Source organism: Streptomyces sp. NPDC058274, assembly GCF_042881375.1.
Taxonomy (GTDB): Bacteria; Actinomycetota; Actinomycetes; order Streptomycetales; family Streptomycetaceae; genus Streptomyces.
This window is the reverse complement of the sequence record NZ_JBHVXW010000001.1, coordinates 104965-119290: the sequence shown is the minus strand read 5'-3', so window position 1 is coordinate 119290 and position 14326 is coordinate 104965. Positions and strand designations below refer to the sequence as shown.

Annotated in this window: 11 protein-coding genes; 3 read left to right on the top strand and 8 right to left on the bottom strand. The window is 68.3% G+C overall.

Annotated elements, in window-relative coordinates:
• Positions 1-11 precede the first annotated feature (11 nt).
• From ACFVYF_RS00555 to ACFVYF_RS00535, 5 genes are all read right to left on the bottom strand, one after another.
• Positions 12-812, bottom strand: coding sequence for a hypothetical protein (locus ACFVYF_RS00555; RefSeq protein WP_389448585.1), 801 nt, complete (start codon positions 810-812; stop codon positions 12-14).
• A 242-nt stretch (positions 813-1054) separates the two neighbouring features.
• Positions 1055-1357 carry a hypothetical protein gene (locus tag ACFVYF_RS00550; RefSeq protein ID WP_389448582.1) on the bottom strand — a complete coding sequence of 101 codons (303 nt, stop codon included), beginning with the start codon at positions 1355-1357 and terminating at the stop codon, positions 1055-1057.
• 104 nt (positions 1358-1461) lie between these two features.
• Positions 1462-2283: a colicin immunity domain-containing protein gene (locus ACFVYF_RS00545; protein ID WP_389448580.1), complete on the bottom strand. Its 822-nt coding sequence runs from the start codon at positions 2281-2283 to the stop codon at positions 1462-1464.
• Between the two features lie 10 nt (positions 2284-2293).
• Positions 2294-6595: an RHS repeat-associated core domain-containing protein gene (locus tag ACFVYF_RS00540; RefSeq protein ID WP_389448577.1), complete on the bottom strand. Its 4302-nt coding sequence runs from the start codon at positions 6593-6595 to the stop codon at positions 2294-2296.
• Complete coding sequence (locus ACFVYF_RS00535) at positions 6579-6959, bottom strand: hypothetical protein (protein ID WP_389448575.1); 381 nt, start codon at positions 6957-6959, stop codon at positions 6579-6581. Before ACFVYF_RS00535 ends, ACFVYF_RS00540 begins: the two co-directional genes overlap by 17 nt.
• A gap of 226 nt (positions 6960-7185) precedes the next feature.
• Between ACFVYF_RS00535 and ACFVYF_RS00530 the strand changes: the two genes are divergently transcribed.
• Together ACFVYF_RS00530 and ACFVYF_RS00525 are read left to right on the top strand one after the other, a co-directional pair.
• Complete coding sequence (locus ACFVYF_RS00530) at positions 7186-7980, top strand: HAD family acid phosphatase (RefSeq protein WP_389448572.1); 795 nt, start codon at positions 7186-7188, stop codon at positions 7978-7980.
• 193 nt (positions 7981-8173) lie between these two features.
• Complete coding sequence (locus ACFVYF_RS00525; protein WP_389448569.1) at positions 8174-9625, top strand: NCS2 family permease; 1452 nt, start codon at positions 8174-8176, stop codon at positions 9623-9625.
• Between the two features lie 125 nt (positions 9626-9750).
• Here ACFVYF_RS00525 and ACFVYF_RS00520 read toward each other — a convergent pair whose 3' ends face one another.
• From ACFVYF_RS00520 to ACFVYF_RS00510, 3 genes are all read right to left on the bottom strand, one after another.
• Positions 9751-11202: a peptidoglycan D,D-transpeptidase FtsI family protein gene (locus ACFVYF_RS00520; RefSeq protein ID WP_389448567.1), complete on the bottom strand. Its 1452-nt coding sequence runs from the start codon at positions 11200-11202 to the stop codon at positions 9751-9753.
• 186 nt (positions 11203-11388) lie between these two features.
• Positions 11389-11877 (bottom strand): GNAT family N-acetyltransferase, encoded by a 489-nt coding sequence (locus tag ACFVYF_RS00515; protein WP_389448564.1) that lies wholly within the window; start codon positions 11875-11877, stop codon positions 11389-11391.
• A gap of 1 nt (position 11878) precedes the next feature.
• A complete protein-coding gene (locus ACFVYF_RS00510) occupies positions 11879-12652 on the bottom strand; it encodes an IclR family transcriptional regulator (protein WP_383280781.1) in 774 nt (257 codons plus the stop codon).
• Positions 12653-12795: 143 nt separating this feature from the next.
• Between ACFVYF_RS00510 and ACFVYF_RS00505 the strand changes: the two genes are divergently transcribed.
• A complete protein-coding gene (locus ACFVYF_RS00505; RefSeq protein WP_389448561.1) occupies positions 12796-14325 on the top strand; it encodes an aldehyde dehydrogenase (NADP(+)) in 1530 nt (509 codons plus the stop codon).
• Position 14326: the final 1 nt, after the last annotated feature.

The window sequence follows — 14326 nt, the reverse complement described above, 5'->3', positions numbered from 1 at the left end:
CATTTTCTGCATCAGGTGCTTTCTCCGGTTCCGCTTCCGCCGTCTCCGACGCCGTACCAGTCCTGGCGGAAGTCGGTCAGTTGGTTCTTGATGACGGTGACGCGTGGGTCACTGGGGAGGGTCTCGAGCTGAGCCAGGAGGGAGTCCAACTCGCTGAGGAGGCCCGCGTCACCGTCTTGCATCATGCCGATCTTGGGTTCGACGAACATACTCAGATAGGCACGCAGGGCATGCTGCAGATTTACCGGTTCCTCATACGGGGGTGCGGGCTCCCACTCATGTACCAGATAGGCGGCGGGGTGGTTCAGAATCCAGCCCGCATAAGTTCCGCCGGTGAACACGAAGTCCATGTCGGGCGCCACTCGAAGGCGCAGAAGATCGCGTGGCTCGGGGGATGCATCACTCGATGCGCAGATGAGTTGCTCACCGGTTCCGCTCACCCATCGCATGTCGGTGGGCTTGGCGTCGAAGGTGCCGGACGTCAGAGAACGCAGACTCCCTCGGATCGGCTCCGTAGTGAGCCAGGACGAGGGATCCCAGGATTCCGGAGAGCCGACCTCGGGCACGGCCAGTGTGAATCCCTTCAATTCCTGGTCGTCAGTTCCGAACCGGAATTCGTCGTCACCGGACCATAACCAGTCGACACTTCCGAAGGTTTCGGCCAGGAGTTCCTCATGGGTCTGTCGGTCTGTGTGGGGAGAGACGGTGACGAATAGGCCCGCCAGGGAGTAGCGCGGAATAGCATCCAGCGGGACATCCGAGATGGCGACGGGGTGGGCACCCGCCAAGCTTAGTTCTGCTCTGCTGATCATCGGACTGTCACGAAACTCACGACGGGGCCGTCCTCCGACTCATGTGCCGCGGCGCGGAAGGCACGGTCCGGGAACGATTCGCTGAGGCTGCGGCGCCACGAGGTCGCGATCTCCTTCGCGAGAGTGAGGGCCCCGGCCTCGGATTCGCGGTTCTCCGGGATGTCGAGCCCCAAGGAGGGCCTCGTAGTCGGATGCGGCCGGGTCTTCGGAGGGGAGCCTGTGGGGCAGGGATTCGGCCGCGCTCAGAACCGCTGATGCGAGTTCTTGAGGTGCCGTGCGGGCGATGACTCCGTCCTTGGTGCGTCGAAAGACGAGGTTGAAGGAGGTGTCGACACCAGTGAAGGCGAGCGATTCGGCATTGCCGCGGAGAAATGCACGAGACCGTCCAGCAGCTGCGTCACCGAGAGGTAGATCATCATGCCTTGGTCAGGAGCATGGCCGGAGGAATCGGCCGTGTCGAGATCCCCGGTGACGAATATGTCTCCCAGGTCGAAGCCGCTGGGGGCGCCTTGGCCGGGGTGGACGGCGAATTGCACAGTGATCACGGGGCGCTGCTCCTTCCCATCGGGAAGAAGGTGATGACGCAGCTTCCGTTGTCCGGAACCAGTCGACGCTTTCGAAGTTCTCGACCAGTAGTCCCTCGTGGGCGTCATGGTCGCCGTTCCGCGTCGTCCAGCCGCGTCATGACATGGGCCACCTGATCCCGCAGCTCCTCGTCCGTCAGGTCGTCCTCGTCCCGGAGCGAGGGGTCGATGCTGTAGTCCTCCAGTGCGTAGAAGACCTCGTCCAGCGCCGTGGTGAGCGCGTCTCCCAGCCGCTCACCTGCGTTCATCGCGCGCCGTCGCTCGTCCAGCCACTGTCTGGCGAACGAGGGACCTTCGACCGCGCCGGCAGCCAGTTGTCGCATGAGCTCCAGTTGGTGACCGTGATGGCTGGTGGCGGGAACATCCCGCGGGGTCTTCCACGTCTTGGTGAGGGGACGGAACTCGCCGGCCACGGCGGTGAGGACCGTAGTCCCTGCCCCGGACCGTGCTTTGCGCGCATACCTCTGGAATTCTGTTTTCGCCTGGTCCGTCCCTTCGGGTACGGCGCCCCTGACAAACTCCTGCGTCCCTGCCACCAGCGCGTATCCGGGCCGGAGAAGCAACGCCCCGCGAAAGTTGTCGGCGACCAACAGCAGTCCGGAACGGTCCTCCTGCCGGCTGCCGAGATCGAGAAGCGCCTCCGTACTGAGGGGGGACTCGGAAGCGGTCGTATCGCCGAGCCCCGGGTCGATCGGGACCACGAGGACACCCTCCGCACCGGACTCCCGGGCGCCTGCTACCGCACGCTGGGCGATGGTGCGACTAAGCCCCGTATGGGAGGGGAGGGGGGCCATGTGCGTCGCGCCGGTCGACCTCAGCCAGTCACTCCTGAAATCGCCGGAGTGGGACAGGACCGCGTCGGTCACATCACGGTTCTTCTTGCTCACCATTGCACCCTTACGTCAGGAAGCCCTTGTCGATGATGCTCTGGAACTGTTTGTCGCCCAGTTTCCAGGCCGACCAGAACTTACCGTCGCTGTGAAGCATGACCATCTTCTTCGTCGCAGGATCGATGAACCCGACAGCCGGCCCCTGACCTCGGTAGTCGAACCGGTAGACCTTGGTGTCAGGCGCGAGTATGTGGTTTCGCATGTTCTGCTGGAACTGCCCCATCGTCTGTTTGTTCCGGTTTCCGGTGACGCCGAAGTCACCCGCGTGGCTGTCGTACTTCTTACTCATCACTTTCTGGCTGCTGAAGTCGGCCTTCTGCTCCCACTGCGCCTTGGCACAGGGCGCGAGCCCCAGCGGGTCCGTCCAGGACAGGGGGTTGCCAACATACGAGTCGGGATTGGGTGCCGGCTCCAAGCCGAGGGGATCGGAGGTCAGGTACCGGCCCGTCTCCGGGTCGTAGTAGCGGAAGTAGTTGTAATGCAGCCCGGTTTCGTGGTCGGCGTACTGGCCTGGAAAACGGAGTGGGCAGGACACGGACTCCGTGTCGTGCGCGGGGCCCGGGGTGTCGTTGCCCCAGAGGCTGGTCCGGCGCTGCCAGGCCACATCCCCGTCAGCGTCAACCAGTTCGGCTGGTGTACCCACGGCATCGGTGATGATCGCGTGGAAGCGGGAATCGGACTCCGTGGCCGTTTCCGCGGCCAGTTGGGCGAGGAAGGAGGTACGCGCAGCGCGGACCGCTGGCCTGTGGTCCGTCTGTGTGAGGGGGCGGTGGCTGCCGGGAGCGTACTCCCAGGTGGTGACCCGGCCGTCCGGTCCGGCCTGTTCGGCCAGGCGGGTGTCGTCCCAGGTGAAGTCGGTCCGGTCAGCGGCCGAACCGTCCTCGGCCAGCCGGTACTTGGACATGCGGCGGCCGAGGGGGTCGTACGTGTATTGCCAGCGGTGGCCGTCCGGCGTGACAACCTCCGTCAGCCGGTCATCGGCGTTCCAGGCATACGTCCACGTCTGCCGCTTCCCGTTGAGGAGTTTGCGAGCCCGGCGGACGAGGCGCCCCTCGGCGTCGTGCTCGTACGTTGTATGGCCGGCCCGGCGCAGGAGCGTCCCCTCGAACTCGCGATCACCGGGTGTCCGAAGGGCCGGAGCGGAGGCGTTCGTGAGGTTGCCCGACGCGTCGTAGGCGTAGGTTTCGGTCCAGCCGTGGGCACGTACGCCGGTGACGCGGCCCGTGCCGTCCAGGTCGAAGCGCCGGGTGCCCGAGGTGAGTTCGCGGATCTCGGTGACGTAGCCGTCGGCGCGATGGGCATAGCTGCGGTGCTGGAGGAGGCGGTCGCCTTCCGCTCCGGCGGACGTCGAGGTCAGGGACTGCACGATGAGGCGGTCGGTCGCGTCCCAGCTCTGGGCGAGGGTGACCCCGTCACTCACACGGCGCCGGATCTCGCGCCCCACCGCGTCGTAGGAGAAGGCCAACGATCCCGCGTCGGAACGGAGTTCGGTCGCTCGACCCCGCGCGTCGTACGTCGTACGTGAGGTCAGCCCGGAGGGCGTCGTCCGCCGCGTGCACTGGCCGAGCGAGTCGTACGTGTAGGTGGTGGTGCGCCCGTTGAGACTCTCCGCGAGGATACGTCCCAGCACGTCCCGCTCGAGGACCAGGTCGGCTTGCGCACAGACGGCACGTGCCAGGCGTCCGCCGGCGTCGTATGCGTAGGTGGTCACCTCTTCCGCGTCACTCCGCTGCTCCACAACCCGCCCCAGCGTGTCCCGCGTGAAGTGCAGCGTCTCGCCCGCGCCGTTGGTCCGGGATACCAACCCCCCGGCCGCGTCATGCGTATACGACAGAGTGCGGCCGTTGAAGTCCGTCTCCGCGACCAGCCGCCCGGCCTCGTCATAGTCATACGACCAGGTCAGGCCCAGTGGGTTGGTGACGCCTGTCAGGCGCAGCTCGGTGTCGTAGGCGAAGGCGTAGGTCGAGCCGTCCGGGTCGGTGCGGGTGGCGGTGACATCGAAGGGGGCGGCGGTGTGGTGCGTGGTGTTGCCCGCCGGGTCGGTGTGGGCGAGGAGGTTGCCCTCGGCGTCCCAGGTCCAGGACTCGCGCGTGCCGTCGGCCTGCTCGCGCCAGGCGGGCTTGCCCTCGGTCGTCCAGCCCATCCTGGTCGTGTGGCCCAGTGGGTCGGTGGCCTTTACGACGCGGCCGAATGCATCTCGGCGTACCGATGTCGTGTGCCCCAGTTCGTCGGTCAGGGCGACGGGCAGCCCGGCCGCATCGAACGCCGTCGTGCGGATGTGGCCGAGCGCGTCCGTGACAGACGTCGGACGGCCCAACTCGTCATAGGCGTACCGGGTTTCGGCGCCGGTCGGGTCGACTGTCGTGAGCAGATTGCCGCGCTCGTCATAGGAGTGCCGCCAGACGGCGCCCCCCGGCTCGGCCACCTCGGTCGGCAGCCCGAGTCCGTTGTACGTCGCCCGCGCCACCGACCCGTCCGGCAAAGTGACTTCCGTCAGGTTCCCGGCGTCGTCATAGGCGTAACGAGTGGTGCGGTCCAGCGGATCGGTGATGGCGAGGGGTTTGGCCCCGTACTCGTCCCACTCGGTGCTCGTGGTGTGTCCCAGCGGGTCCGTCTCCTCGACGACCAGGCCCTCGGAGTTGTAGCGGTGGCTGGAGACGTGGCCGAGTGAATCCGTGTACGTCGTCGTGGACGCCGCGTCGTCGTACGTCAGCGTCCCCGACAGGATGCCGTCGACGCCCTCGGTGCGTACGACCCGGCCGCGCTCGTCGTAGACGTACGAGAACCACGTCCCGTTCCGGTCCGTCCAGCGGGTCATCCGGCCCTGGCCGTCGTACGTGAAACGCAGTGGCTCGTCAGAGGAGTTGATGACCTCGGTGAGGTTGCCGGAGGTGTCGTAGGCGTAGCGCATGACGATCGTGCCCTCTCCGAGCGGGCCCTGCGGGCCGTAGCGGGAGGGAGCCTCGTCGAGCAGGCGCAGGGCCGTGATGCGCGGGCCTTGCGTGTCGACGGCCACGTAGTAGCCGCCCGAGTGCCGGATCCCGAACGGGACGCCCTCGTCGTCGCGTTCGACGTCGATTCGCACGCCGTTGCGGTCGCTCCAGGAGTCCAGTGGGAGGTGGACGACACCGAACGAGCCCGAGGAGAAGGGTGTGCTGAAAGTGCGTACGACACCCGACTCGGGGTCGGTGATCGTCATGACGCCGTCGGGCTTGCCGTCCCAGTACAGGGGCCAGCGCGCACCCTTCACGGGGAGAGTGGCCACGTCCGGCTCCGGCACCGGATAGACCAGTCGCATTCCGTCCGCCGCGGCGAACACGACGCCTTCGCCGTCGATCTGCACGCACTCGTCGAGCGTCGAGATCCAGGTGGGACCGAAGCAGACACCGCCCCGGTACGAGGACAGGTGGGTGCGCTGGAAGAGGAGCGGGAGGGAGGCCGGCAGGGTCAGGTCCGTCTGCGTCATCAGCATGGCGCCGGTCGCCACGTCGATCGGCTCGCCCACGCACGGGGTGCGCTCGGCATTGCGGGCCGCCGGGCCCACTTCCACCAGGTCGGGGCGGAGCGACGGCGGCCGCAGCATGAGCGGGACCGTGTCGCTGAAGGCGCCTTCCACGCCTGCCTTGACCACTCCGCTGCCTGCGCCGAGGGCGCCGCCGAAGATCATGCCGTCCTTGGCCGCCTGGTTGATCTCGTCCAGGCTGAGGCCCTGCTGAAGGCCGGTGACCATCTTCAGAGGCTGGGCCACCGCGAGGTCGACGGTGACCGACTCGACCCCGCCGAAGGCCGCGGCGACGAGGGTGCCGGCCGCTATCTCGGCGACGGTGGTGGAGACGGCGACGCCCAGGCCGGCTCCGAGTTCGATGATGACGTCGGCGGCCGCGACGGCGGCGCCGGAGGCGAGGCCTGCCGTGAAGAAGGCAAGTGCCACTCCGCCCGCGATCACCGCGGCGTCGATGGCTATCTGCGTCCAGAGCTTGTGAACGGCGTCGTCGATCGCGTCGGCGAACTTCTCCAGCGCCTTGGCCATTTCGCGGGCCGAGTCGGCGAGGTCGCTCAGCCAGCCACTGTCCTTGCCCTTGGCGTAGCGGTTCCAGAATTTCTCGAACGCCTCGATCGATTCACCGGAGTTGTGGTGAATGATGGAGGAGGCGGTGCGGTGCACGGGAGCCCGTACGTCATCGACCGATCCGGCGAAGGTCCGCCATGCTGTCGCCGCTTCCCGCAGTTTGTCGGCGTCGGCGTCCGGCCACCACAGACCCAGCTTCAGCAGGATCTTCTTGGCCTCGTCCTCAACGCTCACCGGCACCGTCGCTCTGCTTGTCGCCGCTCTTGCCGTCGACCTTCACCTCGGTGAACATCCCGGCGATCAACTGGTCGTTGTCCACGTGCCCGTCCGTCATGTCGACCATCGCCTCATGAATGCTCGTCAGGCCGAGCACAAGCGTGCCCGCCGCGCTCTCGATCTTCTTCTGGAGCGGCGAGTAGGACGTGCCGAACTGCTTGCCCTGTTCGTCGTCGCCCCAGGGCTTGCCCAGGTTGTCCAGGGTGGTGACGAGCGTGGTGAGTGCCGTGCTCAGGTTCTTGGCACCTTCGTGGAAGTCGGGTGCCGACCGCTTCAGGTCGGCGGTCTTGATGTCCAGGACCTTGCCGTCGTCATTGCCGTCAGCCATGGCCGGCCTCCCCGTTCGAACACACGGGTCACGACCCTAGGTGAGGCGGTTAAAGGGGAGGTCATCCCGGGCTCATGGGTGGGCAATGCGGGGGCGGTTGGCCGGTCCCTGGATCGCGTATCGATCGGATAAAGCCTCTCGCGCGGGGATGCGTGATGCGCGTAGACATTCCCTGGCCTGGTACGGAACGACTTGGTACCCAACTCACCCCAGATCCGGAGAATCCATGCGGAAGTCCATCAGAGCGGCCGCCGTCGGCACCGCCTGTGCCATCGCCGGCATAGCCCTGTACGGCACCGGCGCGGCCACCGCCGGCCAGACGACGGCGAAGACGACGGCGGAGCCCCACAACATCGGGCTCCTCGTCCAGGAGATCGACTCGTACTACGGCACGAAGGCCGACAGCTCCGGCGTGTACCAGGCGTCCAAGGACAGCCAGTACGCCAAGGACCTGGCGCGCATCGAGGCCGACGCCAAGAAGTACATCAAGCGCGCGGCCGCCCAGGCCGAGCACCGGCACGAGAAGCCGGCGGTCGTCTTCGACATCGACGACACGCTGCTGCTCTCCCTCGACTACGAGAAGAAGACCAACTACACGTACAACTCGGCCACTTGGGCCGAGTACGTGGCCAAGGCGGACCGTCCGGCCGTCTTCGGCACCCCCGAACTCGTCGAGTACGCCGAGTCCAAGGGTGTCGAGGTCTTCTACAACTCCGGTCTCAAGGAGTCGCAGCGCTCGGCCGCCGTCGAGAACCTGAAGAAGGTCGGCGCCGACATCAACCTCGACACCGACCACGTGTTCCTCAAGGACGCGGCCAACCCGCCGGCGTATCTGAGCTCCTGCGCCACGGCCGCCGCCTGGACCTGCACGACCGTGCAGTACAAGTCCGGTACCCGCAAGCACATCGAGTCCCTCGGGTACGAGATCGTCGCCAATTTCGGCGACCAGTATTCCGACCTCGAAGGGGGCTACGCCGACAAGACGTACAAGCTCCCGAACCCCACGTACTACGTGAGCTAGCCGGTGGTGATGGGCCGGTCCGCACGGGGCGGACCGGCCCATCCGCATGTCGATGGAGGCGCGCGGGACTCCGGACGGCCTCCGGTCGGCCGAAGCTGATTCCGTAACACGGAGAAAACCTGAAACCGGTGCGGCGCGGGAACAATCCAGCCAGCATCCGCCCACCCGGCGTCCAGGCCCGAGGAGCATCGCCATGTCCGAACCGCAGAAGGTGGCCGACCGGCCAAGTGCCCCGCCCCCAGCGGCGAACAGCATCGACCGGTTCTTCAAGATCTCCGCCCGGGGCTCCACCTTCGGCAGGGAGATACGCGGCGGCCTCGCCACGTTCTTCACCATGGCCTACATCCTTGTCCTGAATCCCATCATCTTGGGCAGCGCCAAGGACAAGTTCGGCCACCAGCTCGACACCGTCCAACTGACCACCGCCACCGCCCTGGTGGCCGCGGTCATGACGGTCATCATGGGCGTCGGCGGCAACCTCCCGCTCGCCCTCGCCGCGGGCCTCGGCCTCAACGCGGTCGTCGCCTTCCAGATCGCCCCGCTGATGAGCTGGGACGACGCGATGGGCCTGATCGTCCTCGAAGGCCTGCTCATCTGCGTGCTGGTGGTGACGGGACTGCGCGAGGCCGTCATGCACGCGATCCCGCAGCCGCTGAAACAGGCGATCAGTGTCGGCATCGGCCTGTTCATCGCCTTCATCGGCTTCGTCGACGCCGGGTTCGTCAGCCGGATCCCGGACGCCGCGAACACCACCGTGCCGGTGCAGCTCGGCGGCACGGGCGCGCTGGGCGGCTGGCCCGTCCTCGTCTTCTGTCTCGGGGTGCTGCTGACCATCGGCCTGCTCGCACGCAAGGTCAAGGGCGCGATCCTGATCAGCATCGTGACCATGACGATCGTGGCGATCATCATCAACTCGGCCGCGGACATCAAGAGTTGGGGTCTGACCACGCCGAAGGTCCCGGACGACGTGGTGGCCTCGCCGGACTTCGGGCTGCTCGGTCACTTCAGCCTGTTCGGCGCCTTCGGCCAGACCAGTGCCATCACGGTCGTCCTGCTGGTCTTCACGCTGATCCTGTCCGACTTCTTCGACACCATGGGCACGGTCGTCGGCATCAGCGCCGAGGCGGGGCTGCTCGACGAGGAGGGCAAGGTGCCGGGCCTCGGCCGGGTGCTGCTCATCGACGGCGCGGCGGCGGTCGCGGGCGGCGCGGCCTCGGCCTCCTCCTCGACCTCGTACATCGAGTCGGCGGCCGGCGTCGGCGAGGGCTCACGCACGGGGTTCTCGAACCTGGTCACCGGCGGGCTGTTCGCGCTCGCGCTCTTCCTGACCCCGCTGCTGACCATCGTCCCGCTCCAGGCGGCCGCGCCCGCCCTGGTCGCCGTGGGCTTCCTGATGATGACGCAGGTCAAGCACATCGACTGGGACCGCTACGAGATCGCGATCCCCGCGTTCCTCACCATCGCCGTGATGCCGTTCACGTACTCGATCACCAATGGCATCGGCGCGGGCTTCCTCGCCTACGTCGTGATCAAGGCGGTCCTCGGCAGGGCGAAGGAGATCCACTGGCTGCTGTGGGGTGCGTCCGTGCTGTTCCTGGTGTACTTCGCGATCGACCCGATCGAGCAGGTGCTGGGCGTGAAGTAGGGCTCGTCCCGTACGAGAAGCAGGGCTCATCCCGTACGGAACCAGGTACGGGAACCCGGGCTCGTGCCGTACGAAGGGCCGTCCTCCGGGGCGCGAGGACGGCCCTTCGGTCCTGCCCGCGGCGGTCAGTTCTTGAGCGCCGCCCGCATCATCGCCTTGGCGACCGGCGCGGCCAGGCCGTTGCCGCTGACCTCCGAGCGGGCCGCGTCGGACTGCTCGACCATGACCGCGACGGCGACCTCCTTGTCCGAGGAGTCGGACTTCGCGTACGACGTGAACCAGGCGTACGGCGTCTTGCTGTTGTTCTCGCCGTGCTGCGCCGTGCCGGTCTTGCCGCCGACGGTCGCGCCGGGGATCTGGGCGTTGGTGCCCGTGCCGTCCGTGACGACCGTCTGCATGGCGGACTGGAGCTGCCGGGCCGTGGACGAGCTGACGATCTCCTTGGTCTCCGTGCTGTCGTCGTAGTTCTTCAGCACAGTGCCGCCGGAGTCACTGGTCTGCGACACCATATGGGGCGAGACCAGCTTGCCGTCGTTGGCTATGGCGGCCGACACCATGGCCATCTGGAGCGGCGTCGCGGTCACGTCGAACTGCCCGATTCCGGTGAGCGCCGTGGACGACTTGTCCATGTCCGACGGATAGACACTCGGGTACGCCCGCACCGGCACGTCCTGGGTCTTGTCGTTGAACCCGAACTTCTCGGCCGTCGCCCGCAGTTTGTCCTGGCCCAGGTCGACGGCCATCTTCGCGAAGACGTTGTTGCACGAGTACTGCAGGGCGACCCGGATCGAGGCGTTCTCGCACGGCGCGGACGCGCTCTCGTTCCTCAGGACGGTGGTCGTGTTCGGCAGGGTGTACGGGTTCGGACTGTCCGTCTTCGCGTCCACGTCCGCGTACAGGCCGTCCTCCAGGGCGGCGGCCGCGACGACCAGCTTGAACGTCGACCCGGGCGGCAGCGGCTGGCGCAGGGCCCGGTTCGTCATCGGTTTGTCCGCGTCCGTGGTCAGCTTCTTCCAGGCGTCGTTGTCGCCGGTGCTGAGCTGCCCCGGGTCGTACGACGGCGTGGACACGACCGCGAGGATCCTGCCGGTCCTCGGGTCGATCGCGACGGCTGCGCCCTTCTTGTCCCCGAGCGCGTCGAACGCGGCCTTCTGGACGCCCGGGTCGATCGTCGTGACGACGTCACCCGGGGCGGCGCGCTTGTTGGTGAGCGTGTCGAGCGGGTTCTTCAGCTGGAGATCCGTGCCGTCGAGGAGGTTCTGGTAGATGCCCTCCAGCTGCGTCGCCCCGTACACCTGCGAGCTGTAGCCCGTGACGGCCGCGTACAGACTGCCGTCCGTGTACGTGCGCTTGTACTTGAGGTCGCCGCCCTTCGTCTGCGCGGAGCCGGTGACGGCGTCACCGGCCACGATGATGTTCCCGAGCGGGTTCGCGTACTGCTCGATCGCGTTCCGTCGGTTGTCCTTGTCGTCCGCCAGTGCCTTTCCGTCGTAGAACTGCACCCAGGTCGCCCTGATCAGCAGGGAGAGCACCAGCAGCAGCGTGAAGACGGCGGCACGCCTGATCGTCTTGTTCATCCCGCTCTGAGGACGAGCGGACCGGCGCGAATCGTTCCCTTCCGCCCGGATTTCTCATCTCCCGTTCATGGAGCGGGAGAGCTCTCCCTTCATGGAGCGGGGGAGCTCCCCTTCATGGAGCCAGGGAGCGCGCGGGACCCTCGCGGAACCCGGGTGCGCGGCGTGTGCACGGCCGGGCCCGGGTTCTCACTCCGTGGAAGGGCTGTCCAGGACGAGGGCCACCTCGTCCGTGTCCGCGCCCCGGGCGGGCGCGTAGCCGCGGGACCGGCCCGTCTCGCGGAAGCCGCACTTCGCCAGTACCCGGCGGGACGCCGTGTTGTCCGCCGCCGCCCGGGCGTACAGCGGTCGCTCGGGGACCTGCGTCAGCAGGGTGCGCAGCGCCGAGGTCGCGATGCCCTGGCCCCAGTACGTGCGGTCGATCCAGTACGTGACCTCGCGCTCGCCGGGGTCGCCGTACACCGCCGCGTGGCCGACCACGTCACCGTCCGCCAGGATCGTCCGCGGGACCACGTCGGACGAGGTCCGGACGCGCTGCCAGTGGGCGGCGAAGAGGTCCCAGTCGGCGGGGTCCCTGGCCGAGGTGAACGCGGCCATGAGGTACGCCTCGGGGTCGTTCATCTGGCGGAAGAAGACCGGCAGGTCGCTGTCGTGGACCGGGCGCAGGGCCACCTCCACCTCAGAGCCTCCGGGTGGCCAGCGTGAGCCGGTCGCGGGCGTCGAACAGGGCGTCCTTGACCATCTGCTCGTGCGCCGGGGTGAGGCGGGCCACCGGCACCGAGCAGCTGATCGCGTCACGGGCCGGCGTGCGGTACGGGATCGCCACGCCGAAGCAGCGCAGGCCCAGCGTGTTCTCCTCGCGGTCCACGGCGAACCCCTGCTCCCGCACCTGGCGCAGCTCCTCGATGAGCTTCTCCCGGTCGGTGATGGTGTGCTCGGTGAGCGCCGGAAGCGTCTCCGGGAGCATCTTGCGGACCTGCTCGTCGGTGTGGGTGGCGAGCAGCGCTTTGCCGAGGGAGGTGGAGTGCGCGGGGAGGCGGCGGCCGACCCGGGTGAAGGGGCGCAGATAGTGCTGCGACTGGCGGGTGGCCAGATAGACGACGTTCGTGCCGTCCAGGCGCGCCAGGTGGATCGTCTCGGTGGTGTCGTCCGACAGCCGGTCGAGCGTGGGCCGGGCCGCGGCCACCACCTCGTCGCCGTCGATGTACGACGTGCCGACCAGCAGGGCGCGTACGCCGATGCCGTACCGCGTGCCCGTCGCGTCCGTCTCGACCCAGCCGAGCTCCACGAGCGTGCGCAGCAGCATGTACAGGCTCGACTTCGGATAGCCGACGGCTTCCTGCACCGCGGCCAAGGAGTGCATACCGGGGCGGCCGGCGAAGTACTCGAGCAATTCCACGGTCCGCACCGCGGACTTGACCTGTGCCCCGCCGCCTGTCTCGACTGCCGACATCGCCCTTGACCCCTTCGTTCGACGGGAAATAGTCTCCGCATCATATTCACCAGCAGAGACAGCGTTCAGTATATCGAACGGGCCTGGTGGTGACGTAAGAACTGCGGTGAAGAACTGCGGCAACACATCTGGAGGGACCCGCGGTGGCAGCAGCACCAGTCTGGAGTGTCGACCCCCGAACCGGGAAGCAGCGCGAGCAGGTTGCGGTGGAGGCCACAGCCCAGGAGGTGGACGAGGCCGTCCGCGCCGCGCACGCCGCCAGAGGGTCCCTCGCCGACCGCGTGGTGCGCTCGGCGTTCCTGCGCACGGCCGCGGACCTGCTCGAAGGCTCCAAGGACCACCTCGTGGAGGCCGCGGACGCCGAGACCGCGCTAGGGCCGGTCCGGCTCACCGGTGAACTCGCGCGCACCTGCTACCAGTTGCGTACCTTCGCGGACATCGTCGACGAAGGCGCCTTCCTCGACGTCGTGATCAACCACCCCGACGACACGGCCACCCCGCCGATCCCGGACCTGCGCCGCTACAAGGTGCCGCTGGGCGTCGTCGCCGTCTACTCCGCCTCGAACTTCCCCTTCGCCTTCTCGGTGCCCGGCGGCGACACCGCGAGCGCGCTGGCGGCCGGCTGCCCGGTCGTGGTCAAGGCCCACCCCGACCACCCGGGGCTCTCCGAGCTGGTCGCGTCCGTGCTGCGCCGGGCCGCGGCCCAGCACGGCATCGCGGCGAGCGTCGTCGGCCTGGTCCACGGCTTCGAGGCCGGTGTCGAGCTGGTCAAGCACCCGCTGGTCGCTGCGGCCGGCTTCACCGGATCCGTACGAGGCGGCCGGGCCCTCTTCGACGCGGCGGCCGCCCGGCCCGTGCCGATCCCCTTCCACGGCGAGCTCGGCTCGCTCAACCCCGTCGTCATCACCGAGGCCGCGGCCGCCGAGCGCGCCGAGGCGATCGGCGCCGGACTCGCCGGCTCGATGACGCTCGGCGTGGGCCAGTTCTGCGTGAAGCCGGGCCTCGTGCTGGCGCCCGCGGGGGCGGCCGGCGACCGCCTGGTCAAGTCCCTGACGGACGCCGTCAGCGACACCGACGCGGGGGTGCTCCTGGACCACCGCATGCGCGACAACTTCGTCGCCGGAGTCGCCGAGCGCGCCGGACTCCCGGACGTGGACGCCCCGGTGACCCCGGGCGCGGGCAGCGACCACACGGTGAGCCCCGGCTTCCTGACCGTGCCCGCGCAGCGGCTCGCCGCCGAGGGGGAGCACGACCTGCTCCTGGAGGAGTGCTTCGGCCCGCTCACGGTCGTCGCCCGCTACGAGGACGACGCCGAGGCCGGCGCGGTCCTCTCCCGCCTCCCCGGCAACCTCACCGCGACCGTGCACCTCTCCACCGAGGAGGCCGCGGGTGAGGGACGCGGCGCCGAGATCCTCGCCGAGCTGACCCCGCTCGCCGGCCGGGTTCTGGTCAACGGCTGGCCGACGGGCGTCGCCGTCGCGCCCGCCCAGCACCACGGCGGCCCCTACCCGGCGACGACGTCCACCTCGACCTCCGTCGGCGGCACGGCCATCGAGCGCTGGCTGCGGCCGGTGGCGTACCAGAACGCGCCGGAGGCGCTGCTGCCGCCGGAGCTGCGCGACGACAACCCGCTGGGGCTGCCCCGCCGTTACGACGGCCGGCTGGAACGCTGAT

What these genes read in the sequence shown, in the direction of transcription:
- ACFVYF_RS00555 (WP_389448585.1), bottom strand. Translation starts at nt 812, where the DNA reads ATGATCAGCAGAGCAGAACTAAGCTTGGCGGGTGCCCACCCCGTCGCC.
- ACFVYF_RS00535 (WP_389448575.1), bottom strand. Translation starts at nt 6,959, where the DNA reads ATGGCTGACGGCAATGACGACGGCAAGGTCCTGGACATCAAGACCGCC.
- ACFVYF_RS00530 (WP_389448572.1), top strand. Translation starts at nt 7,186, where the DNA reads ATGCGGAAGTCCATCAGAGCGGCCGCCGTCGGCACCGCCTGTGCCATC.
- ACFVYF_RS00525 (WP_389448569.1), top strand. Translation starts at nt 8,174, where the DNA reads ATGTCCGAACCGCAGAAGGTGGCCGACCGGCCAAGTGCCCCGCCCCCA.
- ACFVYF_RS00520 (WP_389448567.1), bottom strand. Translation starts at nt 11,202, where the DNA reads ATGAACAAGACGATCAGGCGTGCCGCCGTCTTCACGCTGCTGCTGGTG.
- ACFVYF_RS00510 (WP_383280781.1), bottom strand. Translation starts at nt 12,652, where the DNA reads ATGTCGGCAGTCGAGACAGGCGGCGGGGCACAGGTCAAGTCCGCGGTG.